The 24,219-nt window shown below is 70.3% G+C and carries 21 protein-coding genes; 18 read left to right on the top strand and 3 right to left on the bottom strand.

Going from position 1 to position 24,219, the window contains the following annotated elements:
• Positions 1 to 5 precede the first annotated feature (5 nt).
• From ABMQ42_RS00410 to ABMQ42_RS00385, 6 genes are all read left to right on the top strand, one after another.
• Positions 6 to 1,556 (top strand): aldehyde dehydrogenase family protein, encoded by a 1,551-nt coding sequence (locus ABMQ42_RS00410; RefSeq protein WP_349720596.1) that lies wholly within the window; start codon positions 6 to 8, stop codon positions 1,554 to 1,556.
• A gap of 49 nt (positions 1,557 to 1,605) precedes the next feature.
• Positions 1,606 to 3,003 carry an NAD(P)/FAD-dependent oxidoreductase gene (locus ABMQ42_RS00405; protein ID WP_349720595.1) on the top strand — a complete coding sequence of 466 codons (1,398 nt, stop codon included), beginning with the start codon at positions 1,606 to 1,608 and terminating at the stop codon, positions 3,001 to 3,003.
• 253 nt (positions 3,004 to 3,256) lie between these two features.
• A complete protein-coding gene (locus tag ABMQ42_RS00400) occupies positions 3,257 to 4,489 on the top strand; it encodes a sugar ABC transporter substrate-binding protein (RefSeq protein WP_349720594.1) in 1,233 nt (410 codons plus the stop codon).
• 7 nt (positions 4,490 to 4,496) lie between these two features.
• Positions 4,497 to 6,161, top strand: coding sequence for a sugar ABC transporter ATP-binding protein (locus ABMQ42_RS00395; RefSeq protein WP_349720593.1), 1,665 nt, complete (start codon positions 4,497 to 4,499; stop codon positions 6,159 to 6,161).
• A gap of 5 nt (positions 6,162 to 6,166) precedes the next feature.
• Positions 6,167 to 7,222, top strand: coding sequence for an ABC transporter permease (locus tag ABMQ42_RS00390; RefSeq protein WP_349720592.1), 1,056 nt, complete (start codon positions 6,167 to 6,169; stop codon positions 7,220 to 7,222).
• A 257-nt stretch (positions 7,223 to 7,479) separates the two neighbouring features.
• Positions 7,480 to 7,893 (top strand): hypothetical protein, encoded by a 414-nt coding sequence (locus ABMQ42_RS00385; protein WP_349720591.1) that lies wholly within the window; start codon positions 7,480 to 7,482, stop codon positions 7,891 to 7,893.
• 76 nt (positions 7,894 to 7,969) lie between these two features.
• On the opposite strand, the gene ABMQ42_RS00380 is transcribed toward ABMQ42_RS00385, so the two are convergent.
• Positions 7,970 to 9,073 (bottom strand): alcohol dehydrogenase catalytic domain-containing protein, encoded by a 1,104-nt coding sequence (locus ABMQ42_RS00380; protein WP_349720590.1) that lies wholly within the window; start codon positions 9,071 to 9,073, stop codon positions 7,970 to 7,972.
• Between the two features lie 223 nt (positions 9,074 to 9,296).
• Here ABMQ42_RS00380 and ABMQ42_RS00375 point away from each other — a divergent pair, with 223 nt between their 5' ends.
• The 6 genes from ABMQ42_RS00375 (at position 9,297) to ABMQ42_RS00350 (ending at position 16,242) form a co-directional block, all read left to right on the top strand.
• Complete coding sequence (locus ABMQ42_RS00375; protein WP_349720589.1) at positions 9,297 to 9,911, top strand: TetR/AcrR family transcriptional regulator; 615 nt, start codon at positions 9,297 to 9,299, stop codon at positions 9,909 to 9,911.
• 26 nt (positions 9,912 to 9,937) lie between these two features.
• On the top strand, positions 9,938 to 11,362 hold the full coding sequence (locus ABMQ42_RS00370) for an MFS transporter (RefSeq protein WP_349720588.1): 1,425 nt from the start codon (positions 9,938 to 9,940) through the stop codon (positions 11,360 to 11,362).
• Complete coding sequence (locus ABMQ42_RS00365; RefSeq protein WP_349720587.1) at positions 11,359 to 12,663, top strand: metal-dependent hydrolase family protein; 1,305 nt, start codon at positions 11,359 to 11,361, stop codon at positions 12,661 to 12,663. Before ABMQ42_RS00370 ends, ABMQ42_RS00365 begins: the two co-directional genes overlap by 4 nt.
• Positions 12,664 to 12,680: 17 nt before the next feature.
• A complete protein-coding gene (locus tag ABMQ42_RS00360; RefSeq protein WP_349720586.1) occupies positions 12,681 to 13,865 on the top strand; it encodes a M20 metallopeptidase family protein in 1,185 nt (394 codons plus the stop codon).
• A gap of 44 nt (positions 13,866 to 13,909) precedes the next feature.
• Positions 13,910 to 15,403 (top strand): amidase, encoded by a 1,494-nt coding sequence (locus tag ABMQ42_RS00355; protein ID WP_349720585.1) that lies wholly within the window; start codon positions 13,910 to 13,912, stop codon positions 15,401 to 15,403.
• 113 nt (positions 15,404 to 15,516) lie between these two features.
• On the top strand, positions 15,517 to 16,242 hold the full coding sequence (locus tag ABMQ42_RS00350) for a DUF1684 domain-containing protein (protein ID WP_349720584.1): 726 nt from the start codon (positions 15,517 to 15,519) through the stop codon (positions 16,240 to 16,242).
• Between the two features lie 32 nt (positions 16,243 to 16,274).
• On the opposite strand, the gene ABMQ42_RS00345 is transcribed toward ABMQ42_RS00350, so the two are convergent.
• Entirely contained in the window at positions 16,275 to 16,967 is a 693-nt protein-coding gene (locus tag ABMQ42_RS00345) for a YceI family protein (RefSeq protein WP_349720583.1), read from the bottom strand.
• A gap of 109 nt (positions 16,968 to 17,076) precedes the next feature.
• On the opposite strand from ABMQ42_RS00345, the gene ABMQ42_RS00340 reads away from it, so the two are divergent.
• From ABMQ42_RS00340 to ABMQ42_RS00315, 6 genes are all read left to right on the top strand, one after another.
• Positions 17,077 to 17,862 carry a DeoR/GlpR family DNA-binding transcription regulator gene (locus tag ABMQ42_RS00340; RefSeq protein ID WP_349720582.1) on the top strand — a complete coding sequence of 262 codons (786 nt, stop codon included), beginning with the start codon at positions 17,077 to 17,079 and terminating at the stop codon, positions 17,860 to 17,862.
• Positions 17,859 to 18,797, top strand: coding sequence for a 1-phosphofructokinase family hexose kinase (locus ABMQ42_RS00335; protein ID WP_349720581.1), 939 nt, complete (start codon positions 17,859 to 17,861; stop codon positions 18,795 to 18,797). Before ABMQ42_RS00340 ends, ABMQ42_RS00335 begins: the two co-directional genes overlap by 4 nt.
• Positions 18,798 to 18,826: 29 nt before the next feature.
• The gene (locus ABMQ42_RS00330; protein ID WP_349720580.1) at positions 18,827 to 20,851 is read left to right on the top strand and encodes a PTS fructose transporter subunit IIABC; all 2,025 of its coding nucleotides are present in this window, start codon (positions 18,827 to 18,829) and stop codon (positions 20,849 to 20,851) included.
• 27 nt (positions 20,852 to 20,878) lie between these two features.
• Complete coding sequence (locus ABMQ42_RS00325) at positions 20,879 to 21,148, top strand: HPr family phosphocarrier protein (RefSeq protein ID WP_349720579.1); 270 nt, start codon at positions 20,879 to 20,881, stop codon at positions 21,146 to 21,148.
• 69 nt (positions 21,149 to 21,217) lie between these two features.
• The gene (locus tag ABMQ42_RS00320) at positions 21,218 to 21,610 is read left to right on the top strand and encodes an OsmC family protein (protein WP_349720578.1); all 393 of its coding nucleotides are present in this window, start codon (positions 21,218 to 21,220) and stop codon (positions 21,608 to 21,610) included.
• 52 nt (positions 21,611 to 21,662) lie between these two features.
• Entirely contained in the window at positions 21,663 to 22,691 is a 1,029-nt protein-coding gene (locus tag ABMQ42_RS00315; protein WP_349720577.1) for a pirin family protein, read from the top strand.
• A gap of 248 nt (positions 22,692 to 22,939) precedes the next feature.
• On the opposite strand, the gene ABMQ42_RS00310 is transcribed toward ABMQ42_RS00315, so the two are convergent.
• The gene (locus tag ABMQ42_RS00310) at positions 22,940 to 24,193 is read right to left on the bottom strand and encodes an FAD-dependent oxidoreductase (RefSeq protein ID WP_349720576.1); all 1,254 of its coding nucleotides are present in this window, start codon (positions 24,191 to 24,193) and stop codon (positions 22,940 to 22,942) included.
• Between the last annotated feature and the right edge of the window lie 26 nt (positions 24,194 to 24,219).

Genomic DNA, 24,219 nt, shown 5'->3' with positions numbered 1-24,219 from the left:
TCCCCGTGACCACGACATCCCCGACACGCACGGCATTCGCACCGTCGGAGCAGGCGGAACAGGTGCTGGAACGCGTCTCCGACCGGCTGCTCGGCGCGCACGGACTCCTCGCCGCAGCAGGCGAGCGGCGCGAGGTCGTGCGCGATCCCGCCACAGCCCGTCCGATCGGCAGCTTCACGGACCCGACCGAGCCTCAGGTCGACGACGCCGTGGCCGCAGCGGCCATCGCTCAGCGCGCGTGGAGCCGCGTCACCCCTCTCGCGCGGGCGGAGCTCCTGCACGAGGTGGCGCGTGCGATCCGTGACGATACGCGGCTGGTCGCCGAGTTGCTCACGCTCGAGACCGGGAAGCCGTTCAAGGAATCCGCGGATGAGATGGGCTGGTCGGCCTCTGCCGTGGATTATTACGCCGAGGTGGGTCGCCACTCAATCGGGACGGTGCACGGGACTGCCACACCGGGGCAGACGCACTTCACCATCAAGGAGCCGATGGGCACCGTCGTTATCGTGCTCCCCGCGAACTTCCCCCTGCTTCTGCTGGTCTGGTCGGCGGCCGCGGCCCTCGCGGCGGGCAACGCCGTGATCGTCAAGCCGTCCGAGAACGCGACGCTGACGACGCTCGCGTTCTGCGAGCTGTTCTCGGTGCTCGGGGAGGGGCTGGTGCAGGTCCTCCCCGGCGGTGCGGATGTCGCCAAGCAGCTGGTCGCCCACCCCGACACCCACATGGTCGCCTTCACCGGCAGTGTCCCCACCGGGCGTGCCGTGGCGCGCACGTGCGCCGACATGTTCAAGCCGTTCCTGATCGAGGCGTCGGGCAGCGACGCGTTCATCGTCATGCCCTCCGCGCCGATCGAGGTGGCCGCCCGCGCTGCGACCTTCGCCGCGTTCCTCAATGCCGGCCAGGTGTGCACGTCGGCCGAGAAGATCCTCGTCCACGAGGACGTCTATGACGAGTTCGTCGCCGGTCTGGTGCAGAACGTCGAACGGCTGCGCGTGGGCCACGGACTGGATCGCGTCGATGTCGGCGCGATGGAGAACGCGCGCGAACGGGAACGCGTCGAGCGGCTGCTCGCCCGTGCGGTGGAGCAGGGTGCGCAGGTGCTCACCGGAGGTTCGCGTCTCTCGCTGCCCGGGGAGCTCGCCGAAGGACACTTCTTCAGCCCGACCGTCATCGCCGGCATGAGCCCTGCCTTCGACCTCTACGAGCAGGAGGTGTTCGGGCCGGTCGCGCCGGTGTACAAGGTCTCGAGCTTCGACGAGGCACTCCGACTCGCGAACGGCACCTCGTTCGGTCTGGGTGCGACCCTCTACTCGACGGACATTCGCGAGATCGATCGTGCGCAGCGCGAGCTCGTGACCGGCATGGTCTGGGTCAATGCGCCGCTGCTCGACAACGACGCCGGCCCGTTCGGCGGCCGGAAGCTGTCGGGAATCGGCCGGCAGCTCGGCGCAGAGGGCCTGGACACCTTCCGTCACACCAAGCTCGTCATGATCGATCCCGTCGTCTCGGAGCAGGACTTCTGGTGGTTCCCCTACGCCGACGACGAGGCCTGGTAGACGGCCGACGTCCCCGCATCCTGTTCCGCGCGCTCACGAGAGGGCCCCCATGACCACCACCGAAGCCACCTTCGTCAACGGCGGCGTCTCCTTCTGGGTGCGTGACGCCGGCTACCCCGATCCCCGCCCACCGCTGACCGAGAGCATCGAGGCGGACGTCGCCATCGTCGGGGCCGGACTCACCGGGCTGTGGACGGCGTACTACCTCAAGCGAGCCCGGCCCGACTGGTCGATTGCTGTGATCGAGGAGCAGTTCGCGGGTTTCGGGGCGTCCGGGCGCAACGGCGGATGGATGAGCGCCGAGCCGGCAGGCCAGTTCCGCCGGTACGCCGCCAGTCGCGGGGTCGAGTCGGCGCGCGCCCTCCAGAGGGAGATGTTCGGGGCGGTGCGCGAGTCCGTCGACGTCGCCCGCCGCGAGGGGTTCGGTGAGAGCGTCGCCGACAACGGCCTCATCCACGTCGCGACCTCTCGTCCGCAGCTCGCCCGCGCCCACGCGCATATTCGGGCGATGAAGGAGCAGGGGTGGGCGGATGACGACGTCTCCACCTTGACCGCTCGCGACGTCGTCGACCGCGTCGCGGTCGACGGGGCGCTCGGCGGGTATGCGACGCCGCACTGCGCACGGGTGCACCCCGCGAAGTACACGTTCGGGCTCGCAGACGCGGTGTCCCGCCTCGGCGTGACGATCTACGAGCAGACCCGTGCAACGGCGATCGAGCCGCATCGCGTGCGCACCGGGAACGGTGACGTGAGTGCGCGCATCGTCGTGCGGGCGCTGGAGGGGTACACGCTCAGCCAGCCGGGTCTGCAGCGCCGGTTGCTGCCGATGAACAGCAGCATGGTGATCACCCGGCCGCTCACCGCCGAGCAGCAGGATGCTGTCGGCTGGAACGGGGGAGAGCTCCTCGGTGACATGGCGCACAGCTTCAGCTATCTGCAGAGGACAGCCGACGACCGCATCGCCATCGGCGGGCGCGGCGTGCCCTACAACTTCCGCTCCGGGTTCGATCGGCAAGGTTCGACGGCAGAGTTCGCCGTCGAACTGATCCGGGCGCGGCTGCTCGAGCTGTTCCCTGCGTTGGGGAGCGTCGACCTCGAGCACACCTGGACTGGGGTGCTCGGTGTGCCCCGCGACTGGTGCGCGGCTGTCGACTACGACCCGAAGGATGGTGTGGCCTGGGGCGGGGGATACACCGGGCACGGGCTGAGCGGCACCAACCTCGCCGCCCGCACGCTGCGTGACCTGATCCTCGGCGAGGACACACCGCTGACGCGGCTGCCGTGGGTCGGCCGGAGCGCGCGGAACTGGGAGATCGAGCCGCTGCGCTGGTTCGGGGCGACCGCCCTCTACGCCGCCTACCGGTTCGCGGACCGTCGGGAGTACCGTGCGCACGGCGACCGGACGAACATCGTCGCGACGATCGCCGACCGGATCAGCGGCCGCTAGCCCGCGGCATCCACTCGCCTCCAACTTGTGAGTATCATTCGAGCCCATCCAAGATTGTTGACGATCTGGTATGCGATCTCTAGCATGCGGAACAAGACACATGCACGCGTTGCAACGACGCGACGATTGGATGGTCCCGCTGGGGCTGGTCTCCCGAACAGCCCGAACGAGGTCGGCTGACCGCTACGTGCGCACAATGCGCAGAGTGTGCCTCTGAGAAGTGCCCGCAATCATCGATTGGGCGGAGGATCAGATGCATGCAGTGAACACGCGCGCCACCCGAGGGCGCGTGATCAAACGGGGGATGGTCGTCGGCGTCACCGCACTCGCGTGCGCGCTGGCGCTGGCCGGATGCAGCAGTTCGGGCGGAGGCTCCGGCGGGTCCGGCGGGTCCGGCGGCAGCACCGCGGCCGGCACGCAGGTGTCGCAGGCGACGCTCGCCCAGCTCAAGACCGAGGTCACGGCGGCCGAGGCCGTGCCGACGTTCAGCGCTCCCGGCGACAGCGTCGACGTCTCGGCGATCAAGGGCAAGACGATCTACGCCTTCCCGATCAACAACGAGATAGACACCTGCAACCACCAGGTCGCCGCCTACAAGCAGCTCGGTGAGGAGTTCGGCGCCAAGGTCATCACGTTCAGCAACTCGGGCTCGCCCGACCAATGGGCGACCGGCGTGAAGAACGCGATCGCCGCGCACGCGGACGTGCTCGCGATGTTCTGCGGCATCATCCCGGGCGCCATCGGCCCGCAGCTGACGTCGGCGGCCAAGGCCGGCATCAAGATCATCGACGGCAACTACAACGAGACGAACGACTACACGGGTCTCGATGCGGTGACCGGTGTCGAGACGGCCGAGGGCATGAAGACGAGTGTGGATGCCGCGGTGGTGGCCCTGAACGGCCAGCCGCTGCATGCGCTCATGGTCACCAGCAGCTCGGTCATCCAGGGACCGGCGGCGACGGCCGCGGTCAAGAACGAGGTCAAGACCGTCTGCGGCGACGTGTGCACGGTCGACAAGACCATCGACATCCCGGTGCAGAACTGGACCAGCGACACGACGAACCAGGTGTCGTCGGCGCTGCTCGCGGACCCGAAGATCAACGCCGTGTTCGTCGCCTTCGACGGCATGGCCACCTTCGCGGTCACCGGCGTGCAGCAGGCCAAGCGCGACGACGTCAAGGTCTACGCGTGGGGCGCGAGCGCCACGACGATCCAGACGATGGTCGGCCATGACGACGGCATTCTGCAGGCCGACGTCGGGCCGAGCGTGGCCTGGGACGCCTACGCCGAGATGGACCAGACGATCCGGCTGCTGTCGGGCTCGACCGCGGCGACGCCCGAGAAGGAGCTCGTGCCCAACCGTTTCTGGGTCCCGTCGAACGCGCAGGGGTTCCTGACGTCGAGCGGCGGCTACAACGAGGAGGGATACGGCGGCAAGACCTATCAGAACGCCTACCGCACGCTCTGGAACGCTCCGACGCTCTGACGGCGACATGGATCCTGTGGGAGGGGATGCCGGCACCTCGGTGCCGGCCTTGCAGGCACGGCATCTCGCCAAGAGGTTCGGCGGGCAGCTGGCGCTGGCCGGTGTCGACCTGACCATCGAGCAGGGCGAGGTGCTCGCCCTGCTCGGCGAGAACGGGTCGGGCAAGTCGACACTGGTCAAGATCCTCTCCGGGTTCCATGTGCCCGAGCCCGGCGGCAGCCTGCGGGTGGCCGGGCACGAGGTGCCGCTGCCCGTGCCGCACGACCACTACCGCGACTACGGGCTGAGCTTCGTCTACCAGGACCTGGGCCTGGGCATCGGGCTGAGCGTCGTCGAGAACCTGTTCGTCGGGCGGCGGGTCGGCAGGGCCCGCGGCATCCTCACCCCCATCGGCTGGTCCCGCGAGCGCCGCGCCGCACAGCAGGTGTTCGATCGGTACCACGTCGACCTCGACCCGCGGGCGACGGTCGGCGATCTGCGGCCGACCGCGCAGGCGCTGCTGGCCATCGTGCGGGCGGCCGAAGACCTGCGGATGTTCCGCGAGCGCACGACCGCAGAAGCGGGCGCCGAGGCCGCGCACGGCGTGCTCGTGCTCGACGAGCCGACGGTGTTCCTGCCCGAAGACGAGAAGGTCTTCCTCTTCGACCTCGTGCGCCAGGTCGCCGCCGGCGGCACGGCCGTGCTGTTCGTCTCGCACGACCTGCCGGCGATCCGCGAACTCGCCGACCGTGCGGTGATCCTGCGCGACGGCGCCGTGATCGGCGACGTCACGGTCGCCGAGACGAGCGACGAACGCCTCGTCGAGCTCATCTCGGGTCACCTCGCGTCGGCGACGATCGAGCGCGCGGCGTCGCGCGCGGTCGAGACGGTGCGCGAGGCGGCGACGGAGGGGGTGGATGCCGCGGCCCGCGGCCCCGGTGCGGGCCCGCTGCTGGAGGCGACGGGCGTCGCCGGCGGCCAGCTGCGCGACGCGGTGTTCACGGTCGACGCCGGCGAGATCGTCGGCATCGCGGGACTGCTCGGCTCGGGCGCCGAAGACCTGCCGTACGCGCTGTTCGGCGCCCTCGCAGGAGCGACCGGCACCCTGCGCGTCGCGGGCGCCGTGCATGACCTCGCACGGTTCAGCCCGCGCGCCGCCCGCCGCGCGGGGCTCGCCCTCGTGCCCGCCGATCGCAAGCAGCAGGGCATCGCCCCGGCGCTGACGGTCGGCGAGAACATGCTGTCGCTCGTGCTCGGGCAGTACGTGCGGTGGGGCTTTCTCGACCGCCGCGCGCTGCGGCGCACGGCCGACGAGCGCGCACTCGCGTTCGGCGTGCGCCCGCCCGACGGGGGCGCGCTGGTCTCGTCGCTGTCGGGCGGCAACCAGCAGCGGGTCGTGCTGGCGCGGTGGCTCGAGGACCCGCCGCAGGTGCTGGTCCTGCACGAGCCGACCCAGGGCGTCGACGTCGGCACCCGCGCCGAGCTCGGCGGCATGCTGCGGCAGCTGGCCGCCACCGGCATCGCGATCATCTGGGTGAGCACCGACTTCGACGAGCTCGCCGATGTGGCGCAACGGGTGCTGATCTGCTCGGACGGCGTGATCGCCGACCAGATCACACCGCCGATCACCCGCGACCGGATCACCTCCGCCGTGTATGCGGCGGGGGCCCGGACGCCCGGACGAGAGGGGTGAGGGCCATGGCCGTCGCACCGAAGCTGAGCACGCCCACCGCGACGCAGCGCACGCGCGTGTCGCACCGTCGCGGCCTGCTGGCCGGCCGGTCGGGCAACATCCTGGAGAGCGCGATGCTGCCGGTCGCGTTCGTGCTGCTGATCATCGCGTTCACGATCGCCACGCCGAGCTTCTTCACCGCGGCGAACTTCTCCAGTGTGCTCGGCTCGCAGGCGGTGCTGTTCGTGCTGGCACTCGCGCTGCTCATCCCGCTCACCAACGGCGACATCGACCTGTCGGTCGGCAGCCTGTCGGGGCTCGTGTCGATGGTCGTCGCGGTGCTGAACACCAAGGCCGGCGTGAACATCTGGCTGTGCTGTCTGATCGGCCTGGGCGTCGGGCTGGTCGGCGGCGCGATCAACGCGTTCCTCATCATCCGGTTCAACGCCAATTCGTTCATCCTGACCCTGGCCACCGGCACGGTGTTCGTCGGACTCATCGAATGGATCTCGGGTGAGCAGACGATCACCGGGGTCTCCAGCGACCTCGTGCAGATCGTGTTCTACAACGACCTGTTCGGCATCCCATGGGAGTTCTACATCGGCATCATCATCATGCTCATCGTCTGGTACGTGCTCACGTTCACGCCGTTCGGCCAGCGCGCACTGTTCGTCGGCCAGTCGCGGCAGGTGGCACGCCTCAGCGGCTTCCCCGTCGCACGCGCGCGGGCCTACGGGTTCATCATCGCCGGGTTCATGGCGGCGATCTCGGGGCTGCTGTTCGTCGGCACGCAGGCGTCGGCGAGTCCCGGCGACGGCAACATCCTGCTGCTGCCCGCGTATGCGGCGGCCTTCCTCGGCCTGACGACGATCCAGCCCGGGCGCTTCAACGCCATCGGCACCGGCATCGCCGTGTACTTCCTGGCGTTCGGCGTGTCGGGGTTCCAGCTGCTGGGCGCGCAGATCTACATCCAGCAGATCTTCTACGGCGTGATCCTGGCGATCGCGATCCTGCTCTCCCGTGTGCTCAGCAAGCGGCGGTACGGCGGCGGCACCGACGAGAGCTTCATTGAGACCGAGTGAGCGGGCCAGCGCGGGATGTCGCGCGATGGCACCGCCGAGCCGAGATGCGAGCGGCTCCCCCTGGCTCTTGTGGCGGGGAGCGGCTTCTACCGGCGCTCTTCGTCGATACTCCTGGGGATAAGGACGTGTCCTTATCCCCAGGAGCGTCACCGGAAGACCTCGACCCGACAGCGCGCGCGAGGGGGGTTCGGCACTCGCGCGGTCCGGCGTATCGTGCCACCAGCAGCCCTCGACGGGGGCTCGATCAAGGAGGACACATGCGACTGCGCGACGTTTCGACGAGACTGGCCACGGGTGCGTACATCCTGCACTCCGGCATCACGAAGCTGAAGGCCGGGCCTGAACAGGCAGACGGCCTGCACGGAGCGGCCGCGGGCGCGTTTCCCCTGCTCCGCGACATCCCCGCACCGAAGTTCGTGCGCATGCTCGCGATCGCCGAAATCAGCGTGGGGTCGCTGTTGCTGGTGCCGTTCGTCCCGGCGTGGCTGGCCGGCGCCGTCCTGACCGGGTTCTCGTCGGGGCTGGTGGGTATGTACCTGCGCACGCCCGAGCTGCGCAAGCCGAACAGCATCTGGCCGAGTCAGGCGGGCACCGCAATCAGCAAGGACTCCTGGATGCTGGGGATCGGAATCGGGATGCTCGTGGGCGCCGCGGAAGACAGCGGCGACTGAGGAACAGCGCGGCCGTGCGGCACGGCGGGGCACACGACCGCGCGGCGCGGACGGCGCGGCCCGCAGCATCCACCGCTCAGAAGGCGATGATCTGCCGCACCGCCTCGCCGGCGGCGAGCCGGTCCATCGCCGCGTTGATGTCGTCGAGCGCTATGCGGTCGGAGATGAGTGCCTCCACCGGCAGCCTCCCCTCGCGCCACAGCTGCGCGTAGCGGGGGATGTCGCGGGAGGGCACCGCCGACCCCAGATACGAGCCGACGATCGAGCGGGCCTCGGCCGTGATCGTCAGCGGCGTGATCGTGCTCGTCGCGGTGGGCGCCGGCAGCCCGACGGTGACCGTACGGCCGCCGGGGGCGGTCAGCGCGAACGCGGTCTCGAACGCACGCGGATGCCCCGCCGCCTCGATGACGAGCGGGGCGCGGATGCCGCCGGCGGTGGCATCGCCGGGGGTGAGGGCGTCGTCGGCGCCGAGCTCGCGGGCGCGATCGAGCTTGGCCTGCAGGGCATCGACGCCGATCACGCGGCCGTGGCCGAGCGAGACCGCGGTGATGAGCGAGGCCATGCCGACGCCGCCGAGCCCGACGACGATGACGTCCTGTCCCGGCTGCACGTCGCCGGCGTTGATGACCGCGCCCCCGCCGGTGAGCACCGCGCAGCCGAGCACGGCGGCGACGTCGGGGGCGACATCCCGCCCCACCGCGACGGCCGAGCGGTGGTCGACCACGGCGTGCGTCGCGAAGCCCGAGACGCCCAGGTGGTGGTGCACGGCCTGGCCGTCGCGGCGCAGGCGCGATCCGCCGGCCATCAGCACGCCGGCATTGTTCGCGCGCGTGCCGACCTCGCACGGAAGCCGCCCGTCGGTGCCGCACGCCGCGCACTGCCCGCAGCGCGGCAGGAACGACATCACGACCCGGTCGCCCACCGCGAAGCCGGGGATGTCTCCGCCCGTCTGCTCGATCGTGCCCGCCGCCTCATGACCGAGCAGCATCGGCACCGGTCGCGGCCGATTGCCGTCGACCACCGACAGGTCGGAGTGGCACACGCCCGCCGCCTCGATGCGCACGAGCAGCTCGCCCGGCTGCGGCGGATCGAGCTCGAGCTCGCTGATGGTGATCGGTCGCGACTGTGCGAACGGGCGCTCGCGCCCGATCTCCTCGAGGACGGCACCCGTGATGTTCATGAGTCTCCTTCGGCTCCGGCATCCCCTCTCAGCGTCGTCGAGCGGGGTGGATGCTGTCAATCGGCGCCCGTCGCCGGGGCGTGCGCGATGCGGCCCTGGGCGGTGCGCCGTCGACCTGACGGCGCCGTCCTGAGTGCTCATGCAGAAGTGGTTTTGTAACAAGCATGTTACGAATCGATCCGGTGCGTTTCGTAATATCCCAATCTTCCTTTATCGTCTTCGCATGGCAGATCGCGACGAGGCGGAGACCGAGACCCGTGTGGGTCGGCCCCGTGATGAAGAGGTGACCGACGCGATCCTCCAGGCGACACTCGACGAGATCCTCGAGCGTGGCTACCACGGCCTGCGCATCGAACGGGTCGCATCGCGGGTGGGATGCGGCAAGAGCACGATCTACCGTCGCTGGCCTGACAAAGGGGAGCTCACGGCCGCCGCGCTCGACTGGGTGTCGGCGATCGGCGAACTGCCTGACACCGGATCGCTCGTCGACGATCTCGTCGAGCACGCGGGCTGGAACATCCGCAACCAGGACCGGACGCGGGCACACGAGTACCCCTCGTATTCTGCGCTGGTCGCACCAGAGGTGCGGTCACACCTCTGGGAAGCGGGCTTTCTCAAGAAGCGACGTGACCTGGGCCGGGCGATCATCGCCCGAGCCGTCGAACGGGGTGACCTCCCGGCCGAAGTCGACGCCGACACGATGCTCGACGCGATCGCGGGCATCGTCCTCTACCGGAACGCGGTCCGCCCGGTGGGCACCTCAGAGCGTGAGATCCACGCTCTGGTGAGTGCGCTCGTGAACACCCCTCCTCGTACCGATCGCAGCAGCGCGCACTGACGCACGCTCTCACAGAAGGAAACAGAATGTCTGAGACTCTCACGGCCCCGATCAGGGTCAAAGCAGGAACCGTGGTGGGCTTCCTCGTCTTCGTCGAGCTCACCAGTGGATTCATCCAGGGGTACTACTTGCCTCTGATCGCCGCCATCGCAGGGCACCTCCAGGTGTCAGACGCCGACATCACCTGGTTCGTGACACTGCAGTCACTCGCCGCCGGCGTCAGCGTTCCGATCCTCGCCAAGCTCGGTGACATCTTCGGTCACCGGCGCATGCTGCGCATCGCCATCGCGTGCGTCTTCGCGGGGGCCGTGCTCATCGCCTTCTCGCCGGGCTTCACCCTCACTCTCGTCGGTCGCGTCATCCAGGGGCCGCTCGCCGTCTGGCTGCCGCTCGAGATCGCGCTGATCCACAGCCGCATCAAGGGTGAGACCGCGCGCAAGGGCGTCGGCTTCCTCATTTCGGCGCTGACGATCGGCGCGCTCATCGGTGGCATCCTCGGCGGTGTGCTCGGCACCGCCATCTCGAGCCTGACCGTCGTGCTGCTCGTGCCGGCGGTGGTGCTCGCGCTGTGTCTGGTCATCGTCTTCACCCTGATCCCGGAGTCGACGACGCGGACCAGCCCCAAGATCGACGGTGTCGGCTTCACCCTCCTCGCACTGTTCATGCTCGCGCTGCTCTTCGGCCTTCGCATGGCTCAGGCGTCCGGATTCGGAAGCGCTCTCGTGATCCTCCTCCTGATCGTTTCACTCGTCCTCCTGATCGGGTTCATCGTCTGGGAGCTGCGCGTCAAGGTCCCGGCGATCGACCTGCGCCTCATCGCCTCGCGCGCGCTGTGGCCGATCTTCGTGACCTCGTTCGTGTTCGGCATGGTGCTCTTCGGCACGCAGTCCCTCATAACGACCTTCCTGGCGGCCGATCCCGATGCGGCCGGCTATGGGTTCGGGTTCAATCCGGGCGTCATCAGTCTCTTCACCGCGGGAACCGCGTTGCTCGGTGCTGTCGGCGCGTTCGCCTTCCCGTATCTCGCGAAGCCGCTCGGGATCAAGACGGTCATCCTGATGGGTGTTTCGTTCGCGATCATCGCGAACATCGTCCTGGCGGCCGGCTATGCGGTCCTCCCGCTGGTGGTCACGGCATTCTGCGTCAACGGACTCGGCATCGGCCTGCTGCTCGGTGCTCTGCCGGCCCTGATCGCCGAGCTTGCACCTTCTGATCAGACGGGCATCGCCACGGGCGTGTACAACTCGCTCCGCACGCTCGGCGGTGCAGTCGCGGGGGCGATCTTCGGCGTCATCCTGACCGCGTTCACCGCGCCCGGCGCCGCGGTCGCCGGCGTCGGCGGATACGTCACGGTGTGGATCGTCTGCGTTGCGCTCTTCGTGGTGGCGTTCCTCGTGCTGCTGGTGCAGCGCACTCCCGTAGAAGATGCAACGAAGGAGGTGGTCGCATGACCGCGCGGCTTCCGCTGACACCCGCCGGCACCGGATCGACCCGGATCATCGGTGCACGACTCATCGACGGCAGCGGCGCCGAACCGGTGCCGAACGCCGAGATCCGGATCGAGGGCGATCGCATCGCGTGGGCCGGGGCGGCCGACCTCGCGCCGGCCGCCGACCCGGACGCTGTCGTCGTCGACGTCGAGGGGGCGACGATCCTGCCGGGATTCTTCGACACGCACGTGCACCTGGGGATGTCTATCGAGGACAACCCTCAGCGGCTGGCGGCGCAGTTCCCCAGTGAGACGGTGCTGAACGCGGCCGCGACCGTGCGCAGGACGTTGATGGCAGGCGTGACGACGGCCCGCGATCTCGCCGGGCTGGATGCCGGGTTCCGGACTGCGATCGCGAACGGCACGATCCTCGGTCCGAGGTTGCATCTGGCGATCATGGCGTTGTCTCCCACGGGTGGACACACCGACTTCCACCTGCCCAATGGCACCTCCGTCTATCCGGGTGGTGGGGAGCCCGAGATCGACTCGATCGTCGACACGGATGACGACGTGCGCCGTACGGTGCGCAGGCTCGTCCGTTCGGGCGCCGACGTCATCAAGGTCTGCACGACCGGTGGAGTGTCGAGCCCGGCGGACACCCCGCACGACCTCGGAGTTCCTGAGCGCCACGTGCGGCTCATCGTGGAAGAGACGGCGCGGCGTCAGAGCCAGCCGGTCGCCGCCCATGCACAGGGCGCGGAAGGCATCAAAGAGGCGATCCGCGGCGGCGTAGCCAGTGTCGAGCACGGCTATGAGATCGATCAGGAGGGCATCGACCTCATGCTTGAGCGCGGGACGTACCTCGTGCCCACGTTGAGCTCGGCGCTGCGCGTTCCTGATCCGGCCGTGGTGCCCGACTACCTCTACGCCAAGAAGGTGCGCTGGTCGGCGATCGCGCGCGAGCATGTGGCGAAGGCGATCGAGGCGGGCGTGAAGGTCGCGCTCGGCACAGATTCCGGCGTCTGTCCGCACGGGCAGAACCTCATCGAGCTCGGACACATGGTCGATCTCGGTCTGTCACCGATGGGGGCCATCCAAGCGGGCACCATCAACGCCGCGCGACTGCTTCGACTCGACGAGCACCTCGGCACGATCGAAGCCGGCAAGCTCGCCGATCTCGTGATCACCAAGACCGACCCGCTGCGCGACATCCACGCGCTCGGCGACCCGGACACGATCGACGCGGTGATCCAGGGTGGGCGCGTCGTGAAGGACGACGACGGGCGATTCCCCGGCGGCGCGGTGAGCGCGCGGCTGGGCTGATCACAGAGAGGGAGACGATGGACTTCGCAACCGAGGCGGCAGCGCTGCTGCCAAATCTGCAGGACCTGCGGCGCGCGCTGCATCGCAACCCCGAGGTGGGGCTCGACCTGCCCGAGACGCAGCAGAGGGTTCTGGCGGCGCTCGATGGGCTGGGTCTGGAGCTCACGCTCGGACAGAGGACGACCTCGATCGTCGGCGTGCTCCGCGGCGGCCGACCCGGCCCGACGGTGCTGTTGCGCGGCGACATGGACGCTCTGCCGATCGAGGAGCAGACGGAACTCGAATTCGCTTCGACGAACGGCGCCATGCACGCCTGTGGACACGATCTGCACACCGCCGGCTTGGTCGGTGCGGCCCGTCTGCTCGCCGCGCATCGCGACGAGCTCCCCGGCACCGTCATCTTCATGTTCCAGCCGGGGGAGGAAGGCTGCAACGGCGCCTCGGTCATGATCGATGAAGGCGTGCTCGATGCGGCCGGGGAGCGGCCGGTGGCCGCCTATGGCATCCACGTCGGTCCCGGCGAATTCGGCGTCTTCGCAACCCGCTCGGGCACGATCGCCGCTGGGGCGAACGCACTGACCGTGAAGGTGCATGGCAAGGGCGGTCACGGCTCGATGCCCTGGTCGGCGACCGATCCGGTGCCGGCCCTTGCCGAGATCGTGACGGGGCTGCATGCCATGACCACGCGGTCGGTCAACGTCTTCGACCCGGTCGTGCTCAGCGTCACGCGGCTGGGGGCGAGCCCTGCGGTCAACATCATCCCGAGCGAGGCGTGGCTCCAGGCCACGATCCGCACGCTCTCGCGGGCGTCGCTCGACCTCATGATCGAACGCACCCGGACCGTTGCCGAGGGAATCGCTGCAGCGCACGGCTGCACTGCCGAGGTCGACTTCGATGTGCAGTACCCGGTGACGGTGAACGACGATGCCGAAGCAGCCTGGACGATCGACACCGTCCGCTCTGCCCTCGGCGCTGAGCGGATGATCGAGGTCCCCGAGCCGGGAATGGGCTCGGAGGACTTCTCGTTTGTGCTCGAGAAGGTGCCGGGCGCGTTCATCATGCTGCAGTGCTCGCCCCCGGGTACCGATCCGGCCACGGCGGCGTTCAACCACTCGCCGACGGTGCTCTTCGACGATGCGGTCCTCGGCGACCAGGCGGCCGTGCTGGCCACGCTCGCGTGGGAGCGGCTCGCGGCGCGATGACCCCGAGCAACGAACCATCGATCGCGGCCGCAGTGTCAGGACCGGTGCACGACCTCACCGACATCCGAGACCTCATCCTGTCGAGACGGACCAGCGCGAGCGAGGTCGTGCGCGCGTCACTGGCGCGAGCGGATGCGGTTGACCCGACACTCGGGATCATGCTCGACCGGTTCGACGAGGCGGCGCTCGCCGCCGCTGCCGCGACCGACCGTGCCCTGGCATCCGGCGACGCTGTCGGGCCACTGGCGGGTGTGCCGGTCGGCGTGAAGGCGATCCTCGCCTGTCGCGAGGCTGTGGCGACCGCCCAGAGCCTGGTGTACGACCCGGAGCTGTTCCGCGGTCGCGACGCCGTGACGGTCGGCGCGCTGCGAGAAGCGGGCGCGACGGTCCTGGGCCACACGACAATGGTTGAGCACGCAATGGGCCGCCCCGATCCGGTCCGACCGTTCCCGGTGCCGCGCAATCCGTGGGATCCCGAGCGCTGGCCCGGCGGATCGAGCTCGGGAACCGGCATCGGTGTGGCCGCGCAGGTCTTCCCCGCGGGCCTCGGGACCGACACCGCCGGCTCGGTGCGCATCCCGGCGTCGATGTGCGGGATCACCGGGCTGAAGACCACACACGGACTCCTGTCCGTCGGGGGTTGTCTGCCGGCCGCACCCACGCTCGATATCGTCGGCCCTATGGCGCGCAGCAGCCGCGATCTGCGTCTGATGATGGAGGTGCTCTCGCCCGGCTTCGGGACGCAGGCCCAGCCACTCGCACATCGCATCGGCGTGGTGCGATCTCTCCTGGACCCTGAGCGGGGCGTCGCACCGCTGGTCGCCGAGCGCGTGGGTGATGCCCTCTCCGTGCTCGAATCCGAGGGGTTCACGCTCGAAGAGGTCGAACTGCCGGAGTTTGATGAGTTGGTCCGGCTCACGATGACGGTGATGATCCACGAAGTCTTCCTGGAGCACGAGCGCACCCTTCGCACTCGGTGGAACGACTATGGCCGTTCCTTCCGGCGCCTCGCAGTGATGGGTGCGTTGGTGTCGGCCGATGTCTACCAGGGTGCACTGCTGCGCGCGGCCGAGCTGCGCGCAGCCCTGACCGAGCGATTCGCCGCGTTCGATGCTGTCGCGATGCCGACCTGGCCCACCGGCGCGCTCTCGTACTTCGCCAACGGCGGGACTCCGGCCGACCAGACCAACGTGACGGCCGCGTGGAACGCCGTCGGGTTCCCGGCGATCTCGCTGCCGGCTGGTCTGGCCGAAGAGGGGATGCCCGTCGGTCTTCAACTGGTCGGCATCCCAGGCGCCGACGCGACGCTCGTCGCACTGGGCGAATGCCTGCAGAGAGCGACCCGCTGGCATCTCGCGACGCCGCCTGAGGCGGCTCTTCACACGGTGGCGCCCGCCATCCCCGACCCCGACGCGGGTGTGGATGGTGCGGTGGGCGACGCCGGACCGGCGGTGCAGGCACTGCGGGCGCAGGGCTTCCCCCTCGATGATGTCGACGCGGTGGTCGTCGCCCAGACGAGCCGCATGCTTGTCGGCTGAGGTCTGAGATCGAGACGGCGGCCGCACCCCGCCTGCCGGCGCGACCGCCCCACCCTCTGTCGCACGGGGTAACACCCGGCCCCTGCCGCGCAGGCGAAGGGGAAGATGGGGTGATGGCGACGACGAGTGATGAGAAGCGGCACGAGCAGTGGCGGCGTGACCGCGTGGCATTCGTATCGTCGCCGCAGGGAAATCTCGCGCTCGTCGAGACGCGGTGGTACCCGGCTGGTACGACGATTCCCGCGGACGACCTCCGCGCCGACGACGACGGCGTGACGATCACGACGCTACGTCGCACCGACCTCGACAGCGGTCTCGTGCAGGAGGGACTGCGCCGGTGGGATGCCCACTCCCCGGCGATCGAGGCGTTCACCGGCATCGTCGCGTATTCCTACGACCCCGCGTGGGTGGTCACCGGTCGGTACACACCCCTGGACGAGGGCCACACCGTGGCGTTCGAGCATCTGCGCGACAACGGCCGTACTCGTGATCTCGCCGTCCCCGGGCGGATCGACGTCGAGATCGATGGGCAGCCCTACGCGCTGCACGCGTTCGACGACGGTGGGACCCTGCTGCTCGTGTTCGCCGACACGACCAACGGCAGCGAGACGTATGGTGCCGGGCGCTTCGTCTTCGTCGAGCGCGCCGCCGACGGCTTCGCGACGGCCGGTGGGGTGGCGATCGACTTCAACCGCGCGTTCGTGCCTCCCTGCGGCTTCAGCGATCAGTACAACTGCCCGTTCCCGCCCGCATCGAACCGTCTCGCCGTCGCGGTGCGCGCGGGCGAGAAGCTCCCGCTGTTCGCCACGGACGCGGCATCCGCCACAGCATCACACTGACCCCGGCGCGTGACCGCGGCCGCGGCATCCCGTCACTCCTTCGTCAGCACCAGGGAGAACTCGACGAACCCGTGGTCTTCGACCTTCACGAACCCGAGGTTCGGCGCTTCCACGCCGTAGTCGGCGAACGTGATCGGTATGCTGCCGGCCACCTGTGCGCTCTCGCCGTCGAAGACGAGCTGCATCGGCACCGACACCGTCTGCGTCTGCCCGTGCAGCTCGAGCTCGCCGGTCGCCGTCACCGTCTGCTTCACTCCCACCTGCGGGGTGGATGCCGCGGCCATCGGCTGCGTCAGCGTGAACGTCGCGGTGGGGTATCGGAACGTCTGCATCGCCGTGTTGCGGAAGTAGGAGTCGCGACTGCCCTGATCGGTGGCGATCGCGTCCACCTGGACGGTGAAGCTCGCCGCGGTGACGGTCGCGTCGTCGACGGTGACGGTGCCGGTCACCTCGTCGGTACGCCCGTCGACGGTCACATCCGTGCCGTTGAGCACCTCGTCGACGCGGTAGCCGGCGTAGGAGTCGTCGGTGACCTTCCAGTCGCCCTGCACATCGGCCGGATCGACCGTGGCGCCCGCAGAGGTCCCGGCGGTGACCGTCGGGGTGGGGTCGGGTGCGCCCACGATCACGTCGCGGTAGAAGACGGGCCCGGCGAACGCGACCACCGCGCCCACCACGACCACCGCGCCGGCGGTCACCAGGGCGATGGCGGTGCGCTTCTTCATCCCCCAACGGTACGGATCGGCGCTGGGAAAGTCATTTGACGTCGCCGGAGAAATGTGTTTGTTTCTGTTGGATTGTGTTGTATTGTGTGGGAAAAGCGAGGAGGCGCAGATGTACGCGACGGAGCGTCATGAACTGATCGGCCAGGTGCTGACCGCCGAAGGGCGCGTGGGCGTCCACGATCTCGCGGCGCGATTCGACGTCACCACCGAGACCGTGCGCCGCGACCTCGACGTCCTCGAACGCGCGGGCCGGTTGCGTCGGGTGCACGGCGGGGCCGTCCCCATCGAACGCGGCAGCACGGTCGAGACCACGATCACCGAGCGCATCCGGAGCCGCACGCAGGAGAAATCGGCGATCGCGGCGCGGGCGCTCGAGGCGATCGATGAGGGCTTCCGCGGATCGCTCTTCCTCGATGCGGGCAGCACGACCGCCGCGGTCGCCGAGCAGCTGTCGGCCCGGCTCGTCGCCGTGCACGGCACGGCCGACGTCGTCACCCACTCGCTGACCCTGGCGCCCGCCCTCGCGGTCGTCGACGAGGTCACCCTCACCGTGGTCGGCGGGCGTGTGCGTCGCGACACCGCTGCCGCGGTCGGCGCGAGCACGGTGCGCACGATCGAGGCGCTGCGCCCCGACATCGTCTTCATCGGCACCAACGGCGTCTCATCGTCGTTCGGTCTGAGCACCCCCGACCCCGAAGAGGCCGCCGTCAAGGCGGCCATCGTGCACGCGGCGCGGCGCGTGATCGTCGTCGCCGACGCCGGCAAGTTCGAGGCCGAGTCGCTCGTGCGGTTCGCCGCCCTCGACGAGATCGACGTGCTCGTCACCGACACCGCACCCACCGGCGATCTCGCCGCGGCGCTCGACGCCGCCGACGTGGAGGTGTGGGTCGCATGATCGTCACCGTCACCGTGAACCCGTCGCTCGACCGCACGATCGTGCTCGATGCGCCGCTGCAGCCGGGCGCCGTGCAGGCCGCGGCATCCACCCGCGAAGACGCCGGCGGCAAGGGCATCAACGTCGCGCGGGTGCTCGACGCCGCCGGGGCCGATGTCCTCGCCGTGCTGCCGCTGGCCGCCGACGACCCGTTCGCGGCGGTGCTGCACGCCGGGGCCGTGCCCGCCCGGGCAGTCCCCGTCGGCGGACACTGCCGCGCCAACGTCACCATCACCGACCCCGCCGGGGTCACCACCAAGCTCAACCTGCCGGGGGCGACTCCGACCGACGACGAGCTCACCGCCCTCGAAGAGGCGGTCGTCGCCGCTGCCGAGGGCGCCCGCTGGGTCGTGCTCGCCGGTTCTCTGCCGCCCGGGGTGCCCGACGACTTCTACGCGCGCGTGATCGAGGCCGTCCGCACGCGCTGGGGCGATGCCGCCCCTCGGGTGGCGGTGGATGCCTCGGGCCCGGCCCTCGCCGCGGTCGTCGAGCACGCGCATCCCGACCTCATCAAGCCCAACGACGACGAGCTTGCCGAACTGACCGGACAGGTGCTCGACGGCGATCTCACCGAGGCTGCCGCCCGCATCGGCCGGGCGCTCGCTCCGTCGAAGGTCGCGGCGGCGCTGGTCACCCTCGGGGGCCGCGGCGCGGTGCTGGTCACGGCCGATGCCGCGTACGCCGCGGTCCCGCCGCCCACCCGGGTGCGCAGCACCGTGGGCGCCGGCGACAGCTCGCTGGCCGGCTACCTGCTCGCCGAGTCACAGGGCGCCGACCCCGGCGCGTGCCTGGTCTCGTCCATCCGGCACGGGGCTGCCGCGGCATCCCTCCCCGGAACCATGGCGCCCCGCCCGGGCGACCTTCCCACCGCCGACATCCCGGTCGCGCACCTCTAGAACCTCACCCCTGACCGACGGAGGTCACCATGTCACACACCATCACCCCCGAGCTCGTCAGCCTCGACGCGCCGCTCGGCGCCGACAAGGCGGCGGTCATCCGGTCGCTCGCGCAGCGCGTCGTCGACCAGGGCCGTGCCACCGACGCCGAGGCGCTCTTCGCCGACGCATGGAAGCGCGAGCAGCAGGACGAGACGGGCCTGCCCGGCGGCATCGCGATCCCGCACGCGAAGAGCCCCGCCGTCACCGAGCCGTCGCTCGCGTTCGCGCGGCTGACGCCCGGCGTCGACTTCGGCGCCGACGACGGTCCCGCCGACCTCGTGTTCCTCATCGCGGCACCCGCCGACGCGGCCGAGGCGCACCTCGCCGTGCTCTCCAAACTCGCGCGCAGCCTCATGCAGGAGGAGTTCACCTCCGGCCTGCGCGGCGCCGCGACCCCCGACGATGTCGTGCACATCGTGCGCGTCGCAATCGGCGAGGAAGAGGAAGCGGGGGATGCCGCGGCCGCCGCCGCGGTGCCCGCTGAGCAGGCCGCGGCCGCGGCATCCGGCCCTCGCATCGTCGCCGTGACCGCCTGCGCCACGGGCATCGCCCACACCTTCATGGCCGCGGACGCGCTGACCGCCGCCGGAAAGAAGACCGGTGTGGACCTCGTCGTCGAGCCGCAGGGCTCGAGCGGATACAAGGCGCTGCCCGCCGACGTCATCGACGCCGCCGACGCCGTGATCTTCGCGGTCGACGTCGATGTGCGCGAGCCGCAGCGGTTCGCGGGCAAGCCCGTCGTGCGCGCATCGGTGAAGGCCGGCATCGAGCGGCCCGAAGAGCTGATCCACGAGGCGGTGGAGGCGGCATCCGACCCGCGCGCCGAACGCGTCAGCGGCGCGGTCGTCGCGGCCGCCGCCGAGGCGCCGACCGAGTCGGGCGGGGCGCGCATCAAGCGCATCCTGCTCACCGGCGTCAGCTACATGATCCCGTTCGTCGCGGGCGGCGGCCTGCTGATGGCCATCGGCTTCCTGTTGGCGGGGTACGGCATCGCGCTCGCGCACGGCGACTCGGGCGTCAACAACGCCGTGTACGCGCTGCAGAACTACGCGCTCTGGAACCTTCCGCCCGAGGGACTGATCTACTACCTGGGCGCCATCGCGTTCGAGATCGGGAACATCAGCATGGGCTTCCTGGTGCCCGCGCTCGCCGGCTACATCGCGTTCGCGATCGCCGACCGACCCGGGATCGCCCCCGGCTTCGTCGCCGGTTCGGTCGCGGTGTTCATGAACGCCGGGTTCATCGGGGGACTCGTCGGCGGCCTGATCGCCGGGTACGCGGCCTACCTCATCGGCAAGCCGACCGTGCCGCGCTGGCTGCGGGGCCTCATGCCGGTCGTGATCATCCCGCTGCTGGCCTCGGCGATCGCCTCGGGCCTGATGCTGCTGATCCTGGGCGCGCCGATCGCGTGGCTCATGACGCAGATGACCTCGTTCCTCAACGGGCTCACCGGCGCCGGCGCGATCGGGCTCGGGATCATCCTCGGCCTCATGATGTGCTTCGACCTGGGCGGGCCGGTCAACAAGACCGCCTACGCGTTCGCCGTCGCCGGGCTCGCCGCGCAGACGCCGGCCGCCTTCCACATCATGGCCGCCGTGATGTGCGCCGGCATGGTGCCCCCGCTGGGCATGGCCCTGGCCTCGACCGTGCTCTACCGTCGCGGGTTCACCACCGTCGAGCGCGAGAACGGTGCGGCCGCCTGGCTGCTCGGGCTGTCGTTCATCTCCGAGGGCGCAATCCCGTTCGCTGCGGCTGACCCGCTGCGCGTGATCCCCGCCAACCTCGTCGGGGGAGCCGTCACCGGAGCGCTCTGCATGGCGTTCGACGTGGCATCCCGCGCCCCGCACGGCGGTATCTTCGTGTTCTTCGCGATCGATCCGATCTGGGGCTTCATCGTGGCGCTGCTCGCCGGTACCGTCGTGACGGCGCTGCTGCTGGTCGCGCTGAAGAAGTTCGTCGGCCGCCCCGCGGCCGTGGAAGAGGTTTCCGCGCCCGTCGCGGTCGCCGCCTGAGATCGAGCTCGAGAAGGAGAAGAACCCATGGCAGAACGCCAGGCCACCATCGCCAGCGCCTCGGGGCTGCACGCCCGCCCCGCCAAGCTGTTCGTGAACGCCGTGAAGGAGACGGGCATCCCCGTCACGATCGCCGTCGAGGGCGGCCCCGACCTCAACGCCGGCAGCATCCTGTCGCTGATGGGGCTGGGCGCCGCGCAGGGCACCGTCGTGACGCTGCGCTCCGACGCCGACGGGGCGGATGCCGCGCTCGACGGCCTCGTCACGCTGCTCGAGACCGACCTCGACGCCGAGTAGGCGTCCAGGCCCCCGCGGCACCGGAGTCTCCCTCTGGTGCCGCGGTCCGCGCCGCGGGACAATGGCCGCATGGGCGGGTTCGAGGCCGTCGCCGCGGCCGGATCGTTCCGTGATGACAGGCCGGATGTCGTCGTGTTCCCGCATCGCTGGAGCGACGAGGGCGTCAGCGTGCGCACCGATTTCACCGGTGCGCACCTGCTGCACCTCGCCGTCGCCGGATGCGTGCTCAACGACGTGTACCGCGAGGCCGTCGGCCTGGGCATCACGATCGACGGTGTGCGCGTGACCGCCGACGGCGGGTTCGACACCGATGAGTGGACCTCCACCGGCATCGAGTACCGCGTGGAGATCGACACACCGGCCTCTCGCGCCGACGTCGAGGCCCTCATCGCCCAGGTCGATGCCGTCGCCGAGATCCCGCAGGTGCTGCGCGTGGGCATGCAGATCGATCGCGCCCGGTGAGCACCTGCCGCACGGGGTGGCGGGCAGCGGCATCCCGAACCAGGATGAGGGCATGAGCAACACCGAGGCCCACCCGCAAGAGGTCGTGTGCACCGACGGCGGGCTGCCGGGCCCGCGTGCGGAGTGTGCCGACGGCGTCCCCGTCGAGATCATCGAGGCACGCGATGTGCCGCTGGGCGGCCCGCGCGCCATGACGGTGCGCCGCACCCTGCCGCAGCGGCAGCGCTCGATGATCGGCGCCTGGTGCTTCGCCGACCACTACGGCCCCGACGACGTCTCGGTCACCGGAGGGATGGATGTCGCGCCCCACCCGCACACGGGGCTGCAGACCGTCAGCTGGCTGTTCGAGGGCGCCATCGACCACATCGACTCGGGCGGCAACGTCGGGCGCGTGCTGCCCGGTCAGCTGAACCTGATGACCGCCGGGCACGGCATCTGCCACTCTGAGGTCTCGACCGCCGAGACGACTGTGCTGCACGGCGTGCAGCTCTGGCTCGCGCTGCCCGACGCCGTGCGCGACGATCTGCCGCGCCGCTTCCAGCACTACGAGCCCGAACCCGTCGCGTTCGAGGGCGGGACGGCGCTGGTCTTCCTGGGCTCGCTGCTGGGCACGGCGTCCCCTGTCGACGTGCACTCCCCGCTCGTGGCCGCCGAACTGCGTCTCGATCCCGGCGCCCTGCTGGAGCTGCCGGTCGACCCGCTCTTCGAGCACGGAGTGCTGGTGGATGCCGGAGCCCTCAGCCTCGATGGTGTGCCGGTGCCGCGCGCCACGATCGGGTACACGGGCATCGGGTCCGACCGGCTGCGACTGCGCAACGACGGAGCGGCGCCGGTGCGCGCGGTGCTCATCGGCGGCGCGCCGTTCGGCGAGGACATCATCATGTGGTGGAACTTCGTCGGCCGCGACTCCGACGAGATCGCCCGCTACCGGCAGGAGTGGCAGGACGAGGGCGAGCGTTTCGGCGAGGTGGTCGGGTACATCGGCCACGACCCCGATGGGCTGCCGCGGCTGCCCGCGCCCGCGCTGCCGGGGGTGCGGCTGCATCCGCGGCAGAACCGCCCGCCGCACGTGCAGGGGTAGCCGGGCATCGCGGGTGCGGGAGGAGGGGGCGGCGGCGACGCGACGGTCATCCGTCGCGGACGATCGCGGCTGATCGTGCGCTGGTCGCGCGCACGTCGCGGGTGCCTCCTGGGGATAAGGACGCCGGGTGCGTCGTGAGACGGGGACGAAGAGCGTCCTTATCCCCAGGAGCGTCGTGTGGACCGCGTCGTAAGCGCACGCTCGCCGGGCGCCTGCCCGGGTAGGGCGAATCCGCGGGGAGGGTTGGCCTACGCCGCCGCCTCGTCGCGCTCGCGCGCGAAGCGGAGCGCTGCCATGGCGGCCTTGCGTCCGGCGCGGGTAGCGCCCAGCGTCGACGCCGACGAACCGTACCCGGCCAGATAGAGACCGGGCAGCTTCACGACGGTCACGCCGTCGTCGGCCATGACGATGCCGCCGCTGCGCTCGCGGATGCCGAGCCCTCGCAGATGAGGGATATGCGCGCGGAACCCGGTAGCCCACAGCACCGCGTCGATCGGGGTCTCCCACAGCGAGGGCCCTGAGCGCCCTTCGTCTCGTCGCTGCGCTCCTCGCTCAGGGACCGCGGAGCGAGACGAAGGGCCGGCCGTCGGCACGCCCGGCAGCGCCGGCGCCGCACCCACGAGCGCCTCCGCCTCGCCCTGGTCGGGCCGCCCGAAGCCGTCGGGGCCCGGTCCGTCGAGCACGACGCCGTGCTCGCTGAAGCGCACGATCGGTCCGCGGCTGACCAGAAGTCCCGATGCGATGTCGGGGAGGTAGACGTCGGTCAGTGGCAGCCCGGTCGCCGCCGACACCGACAGCGGCGGCAGCCCCTGCCGCGTGCGGGCGGACACCGAGCGTTCGACGTTCAGCCCCCAGTCCTCATCGAACACGCGGCGGGTCCACTGCGGCGTGCGCCGCGTCGACCACACCGGCTCGGCACCGTGCGCGTGCAGCTCTTGCACGGCCTGCGCCGCCGAGGTGCCGCCGCCGACGACGAGCACGCGCTGCCCGCGGAACTCCTCGGCCGCGCGGTAGTCGTGCGTGTGCAGCTGTCGACCGGCGAATCGCTCGATGCCCGGGTAGTGCGGGAGGTACGGGCTGTCCCACGTGCCGGTCGCGCTGATGATGGATGCCGCGGCCACCGGTCCGCGGTCGGTGTGCACCGTGAACCCGCCGTCATCGTGCGTCACCGCCGTCACCGTCACCGGGCGCACCACCGGGAGTGCGAAGCGCCGCTCATAGTCGCCGTAATAGCGGGGCACGACGCGGTTGGCCGGCTCCTGGGGATCGGGCGTCTCGAGCGGGGCGCCCGGCAGCGGATGGATCGCATGTGCGCGATCGAACGTCAGCGAGTCCCAGCGATGGCGCCACGCGCCGCCGGGCCCGTCATTGGCATCGAGCACCACGAGGTCGCGCCAGGGCTCGAGCCCGCGGGCGGCGAGATGGTACGCCGCCGACAGGCCCGCCTGGCCGGCGCCGATCACGGCGACCCGCAGCATCCGCCCGTCGAACACGTCCCTCATGCCCGGGACAGCGTCTGACGGGACCG

This window comes from Microbacterium sp. KR10-403 (genome assembly GCF_040196215.1).
Taxonomy (GTDB): Bacteria; Actinomycetota; Actinomycetes; order Actinomycetales; family Microbacteriaceae; genus Microbacterium.
Note: the sequence above shows the minus strand (reverse complement) of the source record. Positions and strands in the feature narration are given on the sequence as shown.

Coding starts and splice junctions, on each gene's coding strand:
- ABMQ42_RS00315 (WP_349720577.1), top strand. CDS start 21,663: ATGAGCAACACCGAGGCCCACCCGCAAGAGGTCGTGTGCACCGACGGC.
- ABMQ42_RS00380 (WP_349720590.1), bottom strand. CDS start 9,073: ATGAACATCACGGGTGCCGTCCTCGAGGAGATCGGGCGCGAGCGCCCG.
- ABMQ42_RS00330 (WP_349720580.1), top strand. CDS start 18,827: ATGTCACACACCATCACCCCCGAGCTCGTCAGCCTCGACGCGCCGCTC.
- ABMQ42_RS00375 (WP_349720589.1), top strand. CDS start 9,297: ATGGCAGATCGCGACGAGGCGGAGACCGAGACCCGTGTGGGTCGGCCC.
- ABMQ42_RS00370 (WP_349720588.1), top strand. CDS start 9,938: ATGTCTGAGACTCTCACGGCCCCGATCAGGGTCAAAGCAGGAACCGTG.
- ABMQ42_RS00400 (WP_349720594.1), top strand. CDS start 3,257: ATGCATGCAGTGAACACGCGCGCCACCCGAGGGCGCGTGATCAAACGG.
- ABMQ42_RS00395 (WP_349720593.1), top strand. CDS start 4,497: ATGGATCCTGTGGGAGGGGATGCCGGCACCTCGGTGCCGGCCTTGCAG.
- ABMQ42_RS00325 (WP_349720579.1), top strand. CDS start 20,879: ATGGCAGAACGCCAGGCCACCATCGCCAGCGCCTCGGGGCTGCACGCC.
- ABMQ42_RS00390 (WP_349720592.1), top strand. CDS start 6,167: ATGGCCGTCGCACCGAAGCTGAGCACGCCCACCGCGACGCAGCGCACG.
- ABMQ42_RS00335 (WP_349720581.1), top strand. CDS start 17,859: ATGATCGTCACCGTCACCGTGAACCCGTCGCTCGACCGCACGATCGTG.
- ABMQ42_RS00310 (WP_349720576.1), bottom strand. CDS start 24,193: ATGAGGGACGTGTTCGACGGGCGGATGCTGCGGGTCGCCGTGATCGGC.
- ABMQ42_RS00365 (WP_349720587.1), top strand. CDS start 11,359: ATGACCGCGCGGCTTCCGCTGACACCCGCCGGCACCGGATCGACCCGG.
- ABMQ42_RS00350 (WP_349720584.1), top strand. CDS start 15,517: ATGGCGACGACGAGTGATGAGAAGCGGCACGAGCAGTGGCGGCGTGAC.
- ABMQ42_RS00360 (WP_349720586.1), top strand. CDS start 12,681: ATGGACTTCGCAACCGAGGCGGCAGCGCTGCTGCCAAATCTGCAGGAC.
- ABMQ42_RS00405 (WP_349720595.1), top strand. CDS start 1,606: ATGACCACCACCGAAGCCACCTTCGTCAACGGCGGCGTCTCCTTCTGG.
- ABMQ42_RS00385 (WP_349720591.1), top strand. CDS start 7,480: ATGCGACTGCGCGACGTTTCGACGAGACTGGCCACGGGTGCGTACATC.
- ABMQ42_RS00340 (WP_349720582.1), top strand. CDS start 17,077: ATGTACGCGACGGAGCGTCATGAACTGATCGGCCAGGTGCTGACCGCC.
- ABMQ42_RS00320 (WP_349720578.1), top strand. CDS start 21,218: ATGGGCGGGTTCGAGGCCGTCGCCGCGGCCGGATCGTTCCGTGATGAC.
- ABMQ42_RS00345 (WP_349720583.1), bottom strand. CDS start 16,967: ATGAAGAAGCGCACCGCCATCGCCCTGGTGACCGCCGGCGCGGTGGTC.